The following is a 13,154-nucleotide window of genomic DNA, read 5'->3' as shown; positions in this document are numbered from 1 at the left end:
CCTCACCCTGCGACTGGCTTGGTTGTGCGCCCATTGAATGAATAGGAATTTAGGCTTTATGGCAAGCCCAACACCGCAAGCAGTTGTCACCCGCTTCGCGCCCTCGCCCACGGGCTTTCTGCATATTGGCGGTGCGCGCACGGCGCTGTTCAACTGGCTTTATGCCCGTCACCATGGCGGCAAAGCGCTTTTGCGGATTGAGGATACGGACAAGAAGCGGTCCACGCAGGAGGCGATTGACGCGATCCTCGACGGGCTTGATTGGCTCGGCCTTGACTATGACGAGGCACCAACCTTCCAGTCGCAGCGTGCAGAACGTCATGCGGAAGTGGCGCATAAGCTGCTTGAGGCCGGATACGCGTATAAGTGCTTTGCCACGCCGGAAGAGCTGGAGGCCATGCGCGCCGAGCAACGCGCCAACAAACAACCGATGCGCTATGATGGACGTTGGCGGGACCGTGATCCTTCAGAGGCTCCTGAAGGGGCGCCGTTCGCCGTGCGGTTGAAAACTCCGCTTGATGGCGAGATCACGATCGTGGACGAGGTTCAGGGCTCCGTCTCGGTCAAGAATGCCGAGCTTGATGATTACATCATCCTGCGTGCCGATGGTTCTCCGACCTATATGCTCGCAGTGGTGGTGGACGATCATGACATGGGGGTGACCCATGTGATCCGCGGCGATGACCACTTGAACAACGCCTTCCGACAACTTCCGATCTATCGCGCTATGGACGCAATCGAAGGCGGATGGCCCGATCCGGTATATGCCCACATCCCTCTGATCCACGGTGCTGACGGCGCAAAGCTTTCCAAACGTCACGGCGCGCAGGCGGTGGATGAGTATCGCGACGATATGGGCATCCTGTCAGATGCTCTGTTCAATTACCTGCTGCGGCTTGGCTGGGGGCACGGTGACCGCGAAGAAATCACGCGGGATGAAGCGATTGAGCTGTTTGATCTTTCAGGTGTTGGCAAGAGCCCTTCTCGCTTCGACCTCAAGAAGCTCGAAAACCTCAATGGGCACTATATTCGCGAAACTGATGATGCGGCGCTTACCCCCTTGGTAGCTTCCCGGATTGGAGAGGGCGTGGATGAGGCGCTATTATCCAAAGCGATGCCAGTGCTCAAAACACGTGCCAAGAACTTGGACGAACTCGCTGATGGCGCTGGCTTTCTGTTCGCCAAACGACCGCTGGAAATGACCGAAAAAGCGGCAAAACTGCTCGATGATGCAGGCCGTGCAAGGCTCAAGCACATTTTTGCTGCACTTGCGAAGGAAAATGACTGGACAAGTGAGGCTCTCGAAGCCACTACCAAATCGCTCGCCGAAGAACTCGAACTGGGTCTCGGCAAGCTGGCGCAGCCCATGCGAGCCGCGCTGACTGGGACGACAACGTCACCCGGGATTTTCGATGTTCTGGTTCTTCTTGGACGGGAAGAATCGCTGGCACGGATCGACGCGCAGGCCGCGTAGTGATCGTGTTCGGCGCAATTGATTGAGGGAAGGATACAAGCCTTGGCAGACAAGCAAGCGAAACTCGAACTGGGCGGTGAAACTTATGAGTTTCCCGTGCTTCAGGGCAGCACTGGCCCCGATGTGGTCGATATCCGGAAGCTGTACGGTCAAACCGGCGCTTTCACCTTCGATCCCGGCTACAAGTCGACCGCAAGCTGCGAAAGCGCTCTGACCTATATTGACGGTCAGGAAGGGGTCTTGCTCCACCGTGGTTACCCCATTGGCCAATTGGCTGAGCATTCCAGCTTCATGGAAGTCAGCTATCTGCTGCTGAACGGCGAACTGCCGAGCGCGGAAGAGCTGGACGACTTCACCTATACGATCACCCGGCACACGATGCTGCACGATCAGATGAACAGCTTTTACCAGGGCTTCCGTCGTGACGCGCACCCGATGGCGATTATGTGTGGCGTCGTTGGCGCGCTGTCGGCGTTCTACCACGACAGCACCGACATCTCCGATCCTGAGCACCGCAAGATCAGCTCGCACCGCTTGATCGCGAAGATGCCAACGATTGCGGCCAACGCATACAAGTATTCCATCGGTCAGCCGATGATGCAGCCAGATAACTCGCTGAGCTACACCGGCAACTTCCTGCGCATGACCTTCGGCGTTCCAGCGGAAGAATATGAGGTCATTCCGGCGGTTGAGAAGGCGATGGACCGCATCTTCATCCTTCACGCCGACCACGAACAGAACGCTTCGACGTCGACTGTGCGCCTCGCAGGATCATCGGGCGCAAACCCGTTCGCCTGTATCTCTGCTGGGATTGCCTGCCTTTGGGGCCCGGCTCATGGCGGCGCGAACGAGGCGGCTCTGAACATGCTGCGCGAAATCGGCACTCCGGACAAGATTCCACACTATATCGAGCGTGCCAAGGACAAGAACGATCCGTTCCGCCTGATGGGCTTTGGCCACCGCGTGTACAAAAACTACGACCCACGCGCCACGGTTATGCAAAAGACCGTGCGCGAAGTGTTTGACGCACTGAACGTGCAGGATCCAGTGTTCGAAACCGCTCTAGCGCTCGAAGAGATCGCGCTGAACGATCCGTATTTCATCGAGAAGAAGCTGTTCCCGAATGTCGACTTCTACTCGGGTATCATCCTTTCGGCGATTGGCTTCCCGACGACGATGTTCACCGCGCTCTTCGCGCTGGCCCGCACCGTAGGGTGGGTCGCGCAGTGGAATGAGATGATCTCCGATCCAGCTCAGGTCATTGGCCGTCCGCGTCAGCTCTACACCGGCCCAACGACGCGCGATTACGTGCCGATTGGCCAGCGCTAAGACACCTTCCGGCGCTCTGGCATAACGTCATGTCGGAGCGCCGCTTTAGGCGGTTGGCAAGCTCAACCGGAATTCTGCGCCTGTTGAACGGCCCATCTGGTCTGGCTGTCTCACTTCGAGGTCTCCCTCCATCGCCAAAGCGAGCTTGCGTGAGATGTAGAGGCCGAGACCTGATCCACCATCGCTAACGCCATCTTTATCGCGGCCAAGGCGTTCGAATTTCTCAAAAATCCTGTCTGCTTGCTCACTGGTCACACCCGGACCTTCATCGGCCACGCTGACGTAAGAGACATCGCCTTCGGTGCGAGTTGAGATTGTGACTGCACTGTTTTCTGGCGAATAGTTGATCGCATTGCCGATCAGATTGATCAGGATCTGCAAGACACGCCGGAACTCGGCAGTTGCAACCACCTGCTCTTCGTCGCTCTCTTCCTTCTCAAGAACAACCGTGATGCCCTTGGCCTGAGCCCTCACGCCTAGGATACCGGCAGCACGGCGCGCGACATCGGCGAGATCCACCCGCTCTTTCGCAGCGGAGAAACCGGGAGCCTCAACCACTTCAAGATCAGCCAGATCATCCAGCATTGCGGACAGATGCTGACCGGCGGATGCGATATTGCCGGCATAGTCGCTGTAATCTTCCCGCAAAGGCCCAGCGAGCCGGGCGCGAATGGTTTCCGCATTGGCGATGATCCGCGCAATAGGCTGGCGCAGCACCGGAGTCAGCGCACTTCCGATCAGACGGGATTGCGTATCCTCCCGTGCCTGCTCTTCCTCATCGGTCTTGCCAACCAAAGGCTGGTCGGCGACGAATAGCAGCTCGAATCCTCTTGGAGCGGACCCATCTGGCCCCACGGGAATAAGGCGAACGCGCCAATCGCGCTGCGATCCGGGCAGCTCGGCATGGGCACCATCGAGCAAACGCCAATGGAGTGGTTGTTGGTGCGCAATCTTGGCGAGGGTTACAAACTCGCTCCACGCTTTGCCTGGTGATGCCTCGATCGCCTCTGCAAGCCCCTCCACATCGGCGGCGTTCACGGAAATGAATTGGACGCACTGCCGCGCATCAAGCCTAGCGGTAACCTCAGCAGAGGCGCGGTCGATGGCATCGAGTCGTTCTGCCGCTGCTCGAGAGCTTGGCTGTGCTTGCTGGGCCCGGTGCCAGTTTTCGACCAGCACCTCGCAACCGCCGCCCTCATCTTCGCCCAAGGGATGGATGCGGGCAAAGCCGCTGACCATTTCCTCACCGTCAAAGGCGCTGAATTCGCGGGCGATACGCAGGTCCATTTGGCGGCTCTGACGCACCAGCTCGAGCAGTTCGGGCACAGCGAGAGTCCCAGGCAACGCGCCCCCACAGCTCTGATGCAGCTCAGCCAAGGGTTCATCCGCAGTGATCAGACGGTCATGCGGGTCTGTAACCCCTCGAGCAGCAAGAATGGATTGCTGGCGGTTCATCTCAGCCCTCCATCGCGAAGCAGATCATGGGCTCGTTCGGGCGCGATGTCAGCGATACCGCGTGGAAGGCGCTCAACTGCTCCAAGCAGCACGAACTGGCTATCAATCGCACGCCCATCGAGGCCCGCGGCACGCAGCGCAAGCGCAAGGCGGGCGGATTGCCGCTCATGGCACGACAGAACCGCCAGATCGCGTGACTGCTTGGTCAAACCAGCAAGAGCGCTGGCGAACAGCGCAACGCCGGCATGTTCAAGGTCCAGGGCGGCGACGGCCCCTCCCCGCATTGCCGCAATCAACCGGGAGAGCAGGCCGAGACGCCCCGCCCCTTCATCATAGCGTTTGCGCGTCGCTTTGAGAGCCTTCTTAGAGTCGCTGATCGCGCCAACAGGCCCGCTCTCCTTCGCTGTTTCGATCACAGTAAGAAAAAGCTCGGGCGGCAGTTCTCCAAGTGAGATTCCCATCCGCCGCTGGCTTTGCATGAAGCGCGATTGCGCAGCCAGCGTCTGCATCGCCAGTTCAGCGGTCGCGGGTTGGTCTGAGGCAATTAACTCTTGGAGCAGCGGGCTGAGCACTGGATCAATCGCCGACTGCCGTTCAAGCCGCTCTGTCAGATAGCCTTCGACGGCTATGGCATGAAGGTGGTCGAGGATCGCGCTATTGGCGCTCAGGGCCTCTGCAAGCGTGTCGATATCGCTCTGCGCATCGGCGCTGCCGGGATGTTCCGGATCGCACAATTGCAGCAATTGCGCCGACAAATCGCTCAACATGCCGCGCAAGCGGGCGACGATTGCATCGGTGACCAGACTGGGACCGGCTCCGTCAAGCAAGTGCGAAATGACAGGCGCAACCGATCGCAGCGCCCGGTCTGCGCGCGCCAGATCATTCTTGAAAATGGCCTCCACAGGTGCGGAGTTTGTACGGTCCATTGCCATATCGCCCAGGTTTTGTGGCCAATTTTGACCCAGAAGGTCCAGCCAAAGCTTGGGTTAGCTCAATTGGCACGCCTGCGCAGCATCAATTGCGCAACTGCCCCAAGTGTGAACAGTGCAAGCGCCTCGCTCAAGACACCGCCCACCGCAGCCACTGCAAATCCGGTCAGATGAAGAGCGCGATCCCTCCAAAAGCCGCTGAGCCAGCCCACGCTACCTTCCACCGCCAATCTCGCGAGGGCTATGGCAAATAGAGGCAAGCACGTCTGGACCACCAGGTTCGGCGCAAATCCACTCGCCAAGATTAGGCAAACAGCGGCGGTGATATCCATCGCGGCGCGCAGCTTCCCCACAGCCAAAGGCGTGCGAGAACGCGGCCAAAGCGCCGAGCGCAAACGTCCCCATGCAATGCCGGCTTCCGCTCCGAGTGTCGCCAGCGCTAGGAGAATAAGCGCCCAAGGAGCGATCGCAGCAGGTCCCCCGGCAAATACGCTCCAGCTCAGGATCGCGACGCTCGAAAGCCCCAATACCCCTGCCAGAGCGGCAGATGCCTCGCTCCCTTTGGCTAGCCAACGGGGGGCTATACCCGACACAAGTTGTGCGGCCGCAGCGCCGCTAAAGCCGCTGTCGGAGAGGTCTGAACGGCGCGCCGAGATCAACGCCTTCTCTCGCTCCGCCAAGCTACCGGCATCGCTGAAAAGAACCCACTTCGAATCGTCACCAGGGGCGATATCCAGAGCTCTGCACTCAACCCTTGCTTGCAAAGCCAATCGCAACAGCAGCGACACTGCTTCACCATCAGGAGGAAAATCAGCGAGTTGATGGACATGGGAGGCGCGCATAACCGCAAATCCAGCCCAATGCCGGTCACGATCAATGCGCTCAAAGTCGTCCGGATAATTCTCAGCCAGCGGATGCGTGGCTGGTATTGTCGCTATGCCCTGCTGGAGACGGTTGGGAACCTCACCTTCCACAGTGCCGACAAGGCTTTCGATCAGCGTCTCATCAGGCACCAACCCATCACGCAACATCACAAATTCGTCGTCAGCGTGGACAAGCCCGGTGAGTTGGAGCGTCCCGCGTATGGTGTGAAAGGTGCCCCCAGCCCCTTCAATAGTGCGTTGCAGCTGGAGGATCTCGTGGCTTTGGCCATGGCTCAGACAGATAAAGCGCTCACACCCCAATGCCTGCATGAGGTCAGCTTGCCATGCGAGAACACTCCGCCCGCCCAAGGTCAAGGACGCGCGCAGTTCGCCCGTGGCGGTGCGTTTGACAGCTTCGATGAATGCAGTGCGCAAGCGGCGGGTTCCAGACAAGCTCACGGCAGAGACGCCGCGCGCTATGGCTAGTCAGGCCTGCGCGCGTGTTTCAAGCGTCAATCGCGCTCAAACCCCTGATTTCCGATAGTCGGGCCCAAAAAGGCTGCGAAACAACGCTTTTCGGCAAGTTAGGCGCTGGCGGCAGAGAATCGCGCCAATACGCCTTCGATGTCGCGAATGGCTGCAGGTTCGCCCGGCGCGGATTCGAGCGCGTTTTCAGCGGCGATCACCAGTTCCTCAGCATGGAAACTTGCTCCAAGGCCTTTTAGACGCATCGCAGCAACGTTCCAATTGCCGTCGCATCGGGATCGACGCAGCAGATCAAGCTGCTTTTGCGCGCTTTCTACAAACGCGACACGCAACTCGCTCAGCAACGCCGGATCATCACCGGCGGCCGCTGCCAAAGTCGCATCGAGGGCTCCGTTTTCATAGGCCATGGGCGGGACGCTAAGCGGAAAGGAGTTAATGCGGGGTTTATCCCGGGCTCTCCTGTGGTATCTTAAGTCTATGCCAAAAGGACGCCATATGAGAGCCGTGGGCCGGGACGCGAATGCAGACAAGCCCATTGATGCAGCAGGACGCGATGTTAAGAGCGACGCGCAACCTTCTGATAATTCAGAGGTGATTGCAGATGAAGACGGCTCGCTCGATCTGTCGCAATATACCGAAGATTACGTGGATGAAGCCGCGTTTGAGCCTGCTCAAGAGCCTTTCGGATGGCTGGCCCCTACCCTTGCGATTGGCGCAATTGTAGCTTGGACAGGGCTTTATTTATGGGCGATGTGGCCGGAATTGGTCAATGCCGCCGCGGTAAGTCCGGCGCAATGGACCAGTTGGATCATTGATTGGTCCGCTCCGGTTCTACTCGTTTGTGTGATCTGGCTGTTGACCATGCGCCACTCCCGCGCAGAGGCAAAGCGCTTCTCTCAAACCGCTGCCATGCTGTCGCAAGAGAGCCGCGAGTTGGAAACCCGGTTGACCGTTGTGAACCGCGAACTCAGCCTTGCGCGTGAGTTTCTGGGGGCACAATCACTCGAGTTGGAATCGCTTGGCCGCGTTGCGAGCGAGCGGATTTCCACCCACGCCTCCGAATTGCAGGACCTGATCCGCGACAATGGAAAACAAGTCGACGCGATCGGCAGTGCAAGCGAGACGGCGCTCAGCAATATGAACCGCTTGCGCGATGACCTGCCTGTCGTCGCCAATTCCGCGCGCGATGTCTCCAATCAGGTCGGCAATGCCGGTCGCACGGCACAGGAACAAATCGATAAGCTGGTGACCGGTTTTGAGCGGCTCAATCAGTTCGGCAAGGCGAGCGAGACACAGGTCAGCGCGCTTGAGACGCGGATCAGCACAATCATCGCTGGCTTTCAGTCTGAACTGGAGGAGCTTGAGACCTCGATTGGCACTCGCCTTGACCAGGTTAAGACCGACACTGGCGACTACCGCGAGGAAATTGCACAGGTTGAAAGCCAGGCGCTCGCAAGCCTCAGTAAACACATGGCAGCGCTCCAAAGCGAAGCGCAGTCGGCCGCTGCTCAATTGCGTGAAGCGGAAGACAATGCGATGCAGCAGCTCTCAACGTCGCGTGAACGGTTTGAGACCGACGTAACCAAAACCGTCGAAATGCTTGACCGGTTGGACAAGCAAGCGATCACCGCCGCACAAAAACGTATCGCAGACCTCAATGCCGAAGCTGGGCGTTTCGATGACCGCCTGACCGTACGCGACCAGAAATTCATGGAAGAAATCGGCAAGCGGCAAGAAGAATTCTCCACCCGCGAAACCCAGGCGAGCGAAGTGCTTGCCCAACGCCTTGCCGACCTCGACGATGCGACCGCAGAGCGCCGTGAGGCCCAGACGCAGGAGACCGAGAAACTGGTCGCCCAGTCTACGGCAATGACCGAGCAATTAGAGACATTGTCCAAACTGATCGGTGAGATTGACGAGCATGGTAAAACCACCCGCTCTGGTCTTGCTGAAGGGCTCGACGCGCTTGAAGAGAAACTGACCGCCAAGCGCGCCGCGCTGAGCGAGACGGAGGCCCAGCTGGCTGAATTGACCGAAGCGGGCATTCGCTTGCTAGAGATCATCCAGTCCGGCGCGCGCCATAGCCGAGAGGACTTGCCCGCCGCCATTGAAACCGCATCAGGGGCGCTCGAAGGGGTTGAGCAACGCGCCGAGAAACTGTCGGCCATGATGTTCGCAACAGGTGAGAAGTCCGAAGACGTAGCCGCTTACCTGCTCAAAACGCAGGAGACGGTGAGCGAAACAGATCGTTCCCTTGCCGAGCTGCAGGCGAACCTATCCAATCACTCAGAAGACGCGCTGGCGAAGCTTCAGGGGCTTCGCAGTGGCTTTGAGCAATTGGCAGGACGCAGTGAGACGCTTGCCGGTGAGACCCAGGACACTTTGCGGCAATCGCTCAGCGCGCTCGAAGAAGCGACCGCGTCGGCCTTCACTGCCCTTGATGAGGGCGCTCGCGAGAAAGTGGGCGCGATGGCTCAGACCCTCTCCAAGGAGGCAGCGACCGAGATTGAGCGCGCCCTGCGCAACGATACGGCGGAGACCGTGGGCAAGCTGGAACAAGCCGCTGCCCATGCGTCAGGCGTTGGCCGCGAAGCGACCGCTCAACTGCGCGACCAACTGGCCAAGGTAAACGAGCTGACCCTTAATCTGGAGCAACGCATCGCCCGCGCTCGCGAACAGTCGGAGGAGCAGGTTGGCAATGACTTTGCCCGCCGCATGGCTCTCATCACGGACAGCCTCAATTCGAACGCCATCGACATTGCCTCAGCCTTGTCGAGCGAAGTCACCGACACCGCTTGGGATGCTTACCTGAAAGGCGACCGCGGAATCTTCACACGCCGTGCTGTGCGCCTGATGGACAGTGGCGATGCCAAGGAAATTGCGGAACTTTATCAGTCGGATGAGGCTTTCAAGGCCAATGTCAGCCGCTACATCCATGATTTCGAAGCCATGCTGCGTTCGATGCTTTCGACACGCGATGGCAATGCGTTGGGCGTGACGATCCTGGGGTCGGATATGGGCAAGCTTTATGTCGCCCTTGCCCAGTCGATTGAGCGCTTCCGGCAGTAAGGTCTCCGCCGCAGAGTTCGCTTAATCGCGTGGCCCGATCTGCTCAGAGGGTTCGGGGAAGATATCGAGATCTTCCGCCGTGAGCCAACCGAATTCGAAGTTGAGCACGAACAGCGTCGTCAGCACGATGGAAATCGCTGTCGCGCGGATAAGTATGCGTCCCGGACGAAAGTTGACCGGCGCGCTTTCCGCTTGGCCCGCAACCTTCTCTATCCCAGCCTCATCAGCGGTTTTCACGCCGAACGGTAGCATCATGAAGGCGCTCATCACCCAGATGAGGAAATAGATCGCGATAATGGACGTCCATTCCATCAGGCGCGCTTTCCTTGGCCGAGGGCCGACATGATCACCCGAACTTGCGGGTTCTTGCCAGACCAGCGCCGAGCCGCACGCCGCGCGGCCAAACGAGCCGCCTCGTGGACCGCCGCTGGATCGTTTGCATCATGCCCTTTGAGCTTGCCGATGGCTTTGAGAATGTCGCTCTGCGTCTCCTCAATGAACTCGTCCATATCCTCTTCAAGGGGAAGCCCAATCGCCTCGATGATTGGCTGAGCCCCGCGCGCGAGAACAACGATTACCAAGCCTTCATGCGCGACGCGCCGGCGCATGGCGACCGCTTCGCCATCAGCGCGCGCGATGATATCACCATCGAGTACAAGTCGGCCCGCTTGCACCTCTGCGATCTTACCCGGTTCGCCGGGCGCAAGCCGCACAATATCTCCGTTCGACTGCACGATGTTGGAGGCGATTCCGTTCGCCTTACCGAGCCGCGCTTGCTCCATCATGTGACGCATCTCGCCATGGACAGGGACTAGCGCCTCTGGCCGCAGCCATTCGTATAAGGCTTCCAGCTCTGGCCTGCCGGGGTGGCCAGAGACATGGATCATGCTCTGCCGATCGGTGATCATGGTAATCCCCTTGGCCGCGAGCTGGTTCTGCATCTTCCCAATCGCGATTTCATTTCCAGGGATCTGGCGCGAGGAGAACAGCACGACATCGCCTGAAACCATCTCGAGTGGGTGGTTGTCATCAGCGATCCGGGAGAGCGCCGCGCGCGGCTCCCCCTGCCCGCCGGTGGCGATGATCAGGATGTCGCCCCGAGGCAGACGCATGGCTGTGTCAAAGTCGACCGGCTGCGGAAAATCTTGCAAGTAGCCATTATCCTGCGCAACCTCGATAATCCGGTCGAGCGAGCGTCCTGCGACGCATATCTGACGTCCGGTTTCCCGCGCCACCTCGCCAAGCGTTTGAAGGCGCGCGACATTGCTTGCGAAGGTCGTGACCAGCACCCGCTTGCCGGTGTGGCGGCCGATTTCCTCCATCAACCCCTTGTGCACCGCGCCCTCTGAGCCCGACGGATTGGGATTGAAGACATTGGTGCTGTCGCAGACCAGCGTCATCACACCCTCATCGCCAATCGCGCGCAGCTCTTCCTCTGTAGTGGGTTCGCCGATGATCGGGTCTTCGTCGAGCTTCCAGTCACCGGTGTGGAAGACGCGGCCATAGGGCGTGTCGATGAGCAGCGCGTTGCCTTCCGCAATCGAGTGCGCAAGTGGCAAGTAGGTTATGCCAAAGGGGCCGATGTCGAAAGAACCATGATCATCCGCAATCACATTGAGCTCAACCTGCCCCAGCAGTCCGGCCTCCTCCAACTTGCGCGCCACCAGATCGGCAGTGAATGGGGTCGCGTAAAGCGGCACGCCAAGCTCGCCTGCAAAATAGGGCACAGCGCCAATGTGATCCTCATGCGCGTGGGTCAGCACAATGCCGAGCAGATCGCCGCGACGCTCTTCAATGAAGTCGATATCTGCAAAGACCAGATCAACGCCGGGATATTCCCCTCCAGAGAAGGTCATGCCCAGATCGACCATCAACCACTTGCCGTCACAGCCATAGAGATTGACGTTCATGCCAATCTCTCCTGACCCGCCAAGGGCCAGGAAAAGCAGTTCCTTTTCAGGTGTGTAATTCTTCTTCACATATACTCTTTGCTAAGCTTGATGCGCGGATCACGCATTGGCTTGTTGGGCGAGGATTGCGAGACCTTCAATTGTAAGATCCGCATAGACTTCGTCGAAAATATCACTCGATTCGTTGAACAGGATCGCCAGGCCACCGGTCGCGACGACTTTGACGGGACGCCCTATCTCCGCCTTCATCCGCGCGACAATGCCCTCCATCATGGCGACATAGCCCCAGAAGACGCCGATGAGCATCTGATCTTCGGTATTCTTGCCAATGACGCTGGTGCTTTGCGGCGCACGGATTGCGATGCGTGGGAGCTTTGCGGTCTTGCCGACCAATGCGTCGAGCGACAGATTGATCCCGGGTGCAATGGACCCGCCCTTGTAGGAACCTTCGGCATCAATCGCTTCAAACTTGGTCGCAGTGCCGAAGTCGATGACAATCAGGTCGCCGCCATAGCGGTGATGGGCGGAGATGATGTTGAGCGCCCGGTCAGCGCCAAGCGAGCTCGGCGTATCCACGTCGATCTTGAACTGCCAAGCGGTTTTGCCCTCACCAGCCTTGTGCGGTGTAATGCCGAAGTACTTCTTTGAAAGGACGTTCAGATTGTGGTCTGCACGCGGTACGACGGAGGCATAGACGATCTGGGTGATCTCTTCCTTGGCCACCCCTTCAATCGCAAGCAATTGGTACAGCCAAACGGCATATTCATCGCCGGTTCTGCGCGGGTCGGTCGCAATCCGCCAGCGCGCGCGCGGCGGGCAGTGGTAACCGCCCTGCCCGTCAGGTTCGAACAGCGCAAAGACGACATTGGTGTTTCCGACATCGGCGGCGAGTAGCATGGCGAGCTCCTTAGGAGATATCTCCAGCGCGAATGACACGTTCCGACCCATCCGCCAAGCGTAGCTTCAAGGCGCCGTCGTCGGGGTCGAGACCAATAAAGCTTCCTTCGATGCGGCTACCGTCCGTATCATGGACGGTAATCGGGTCGCCGGAGAAATGGTCTGAGTTGTGCAGAAAGCCTCGGAGCACCTGTGTCAGACCATCACTCCGCCATGCTGCCAGGTACCGCTCAAACACGTTGGCAAGCGTCTCAGAGAAGGCTTCGAGTTTTGGCGCAGGGGCGTGATCTGCCAGTGCTGCGGTTTTGCGATCCTCAAGCTGAGGCGCGCTTGCGAGATTGACACCGATACCGACGACGACATGCTGCCCCACCATTTCGAGGAGGATGCCTGAGACCTTACCACCATCCAACAGCACGTCATTGGGCCACTTCAGCCGCGGACGACATACGCCGTCGAGCGTTTCGTCAATCGCCTGAGCCACCGCCAATGCGGCGACAAAACTGACCGAGGCAGGCGCTGGATCGCCTTTCTCAATCGATACCACAGCCGAGCCCATGAAGTTGCCTGAGCCATCAAACCACTCGCGCCCCTGACGCCCACGCCCTGCTTTCTGTCGGCGCGCTATCAGCCACGATCCAGCAGGAGGTGGAGTCTGAGAACGCAGAGCCGCTGAGAGGTCAGCATTGGTCGAACCGGTTTCGTCGACAAACGTAATCCGAGAAGCGCTCAAATCGCCAAA

At 59.0% G+C, this 13,154-nt stretch carries 11 protein-coding genes; 3 read left to right on the top strand and 8 right to left on the bottom strand.

The features are described from left to right. Positions 1-58: 58 nt before the first annotated feature. The gene (gltX, locus tag AC0V6X_RS05430) at positions 59-1,474 is read left to right on the top strand and encodes a glutamate--tRNA ligase (protein ID WP_486183570.1); all 1,416 of its coding nucleotides are present in this window, start codon (positions 59-61) and stop codon (positions 1,472-1,474) included. 42 nt (positions 1,475-1,516) lie between these two features. Continuing rightward, complete coding sequence (locus tag AC0V6X_RS05425) at positions 1,517-2,803, top strand: citrate synthase (RefSeq protein ID WP_486183569.1); 1,287 nt, start codon at positions 1,517-1,519, stop codon at positions 2,801-2,803. Positions 2,804-2,848: 45 nt separating this feature from the next. On the opposite strand, the gene AC0V6X_RS05420 is transcribed toward AC0V6X_RS05425, so the two are convergent. The 4 genes from AC0V6X_RS05420 to AC0V6X_RS05405 all read right to left on the bottom strand — a co-directional run bounded on the left by AC0V6X_RS05420 (position 2,849) and on the right by AC0V6X_RS05405 (position 6,943). Further along, complete coding sequence (locus AC0V6X_RS05420; protein ID WP_486183568.1) at positions 2,849-4,258, bottom strand: sensor histidine kinase; 1,410 nt, start codon at positions 4,256-4,258, stop codon at positions 2,849-2,851. Then, positions 4,255-5,184, bottom strand: coding sequence for a hypothetical protein (locus tag AC0V6X_RS05415; protein ID WP_486183567.1), 930 nt, complete (start codon positions 5,182-5,184; stop codon positions 4,255-4,257). Before AC0V6X_RS05415 ends, AC0V6X_RS05420 begins: the two co-directional genes overlap by 4 nt. 65 nt (positions 5,185-5,249) lie before the next feature. After that, a complete protein-coding gene (locus AC0V6X_RS05410) occupies positions 5,250-6,485 on the bottom strand; it encodes a hypothetical protein (protein ID WP_486183566.1) in 1,236 nt (411 codons plus the stop codon). A gap of 149 nt (positions 6,486-6,634) precedes the next feature. After that, positions 6,635-6,943 (bottom strand): Hpt domain-containing protein, encoded by a 309-nt coding sequence (locus tag AC0V6X_RS05405; RefSeq protein WP_486183565.1) that lies wholly within the window; start codon positions 6,941-6,943, stop codon positions 6,635-6,637. 88 nt (positions 6,944-7,031) lie between these two features. On the opposite strand from AC0V6X_RS05405, the gene AC0V6X_RS05400 reads away from it, so the two are divergent. Further along, positions 7,032-9,605 (top strand): coiled-coil domain-containing protein, encoded by a 2,574-nt coding sequence (locus AC0V6X_RS05400; protein WP_486183564.1) that lies wholly within the window; start codon positions 7,032-7,034, stop codon positions 9,603-9,605. Between the two features lie 21 nt (positions 9,606-9,626). On the opposite strand, the gene AC0V6X_RS05395 is transcribed toward AC0V6X_RS05400, so the two are convergent. The 4 genes from AC0V6X_RS05395 to AC0V6X_RS05380 are packed head-to-tail and all read right to left on the bottom strand — an operon-like array spanning position 9,627 to position 13,145. Then, positions 9,627-9,917: a DUF1467 family protein gene (locus AC0V6X_RS05395; protein ID WP_486183563.1), complete on the bottom strand. Its 291-nt coding sequence runs from the start codon at positions 9,915-9,917 to the stop codon at positions 9,627-9,629. Beyond that, positions 9,917-11,584, bottom strand: a complete 1,668-nt coding sequence (locus tag AC0V6X_RS05390; RefSeq protein WP_486183562.1) for a ribonuclease J — start codon at positions 11,582-11,584, stop codon at positions 9,917-9,919. Before AC0V6X_RS05390 ends, AC0V6X_RS05395 begins: the two co-directional genes overlap by 1 nt. A 30-nt stretch (positions 11,585-11,614) precedes the next feature. Continuing rightward, positions 11,615-12,412, bottom strand: coding sequence for a type III pantothenate kinase (locus AC0V6X_RS05385; RefSeq protein WP_486183561.1), 798 nt, complete (start codon positions 12,410-12,412; stop codon positions 11,615-11,617). A 10-nt stretch (positions 12,413-12,422) separates the two neighbouring features. Beyond that, positions 12,423-13,145 (bottom strand): biotin--[acetyl-CoA-carboxylase] ligase, encoded by a 723-nt coding sequence (locus tag AC0V6X_RS05380; protein WP_486183560.1) that lies wholly within the window; start codon positions 13,143-13,145, stop codon positions 12,423-12,425. Positions 13,146-13,154: the final 9 nt, after the last annotated feature.

The sequence above is a fragment of the Erythrobacter sp. S267 genome, from assembly GCF_057365045.1.
This window is presented reverse-complemented; position numbering and strand designations above follow the sequence as displayed.

Bases quoted from the DNA above. Each gene is read 5' to 3' on its own strand.
- AC0V6X_RS05395 (WP_486183563.1), bottom strand. From the start codon at position 9,917: ATGGAATGGACGTCCATTATCGCGATCTATTTCCTCATCTGGGTGATG.
- gltX (WP_486183570.1), top strand. From the start codon at position 59: ATGGCAAGCCCAACACCGCAAGCAGTTGTCACCCGCTTCGCGCCCTCG.
- AC0V6X_RS05385 (WP_486183561.1), bottom strand. From the start codon at position 12,412: ATGCTACTCGCCGCCGATGTCGGAAACACCAATGTCGTCTTTGCGCTG.
- AC0V6X_RS05415 (WP_486183567.1), bottom strand. From the start codon at position 5,184: ATGGACCGTACAAACTCCGCACCTGTGGAGGCCATTTTCAAGAATGAT.
- AC0V6X_RS05405 (WP_486183565.1), bottom strand. From the start codon at position 6,943: ATGGCCTATGAAAACGGAGCCCTCGATGCGACTTTGGCAGCGGCCGCC.
- AC0V6X_RS05400 (WP_486183564.1), top strand. From the start codon at position 7,032: ATGAGAGCCGTGGGCCGGGACGCGAATGCAGACAAGCCCATTGATGCA.
- AC0V6X_RS05420 (WP_486183568.1), bottom strand. From the start codon at position 4,258: ATGAACCGCCAGCAATCCATTCTTGCTGCTCGAGGGGTTACAGACCCG.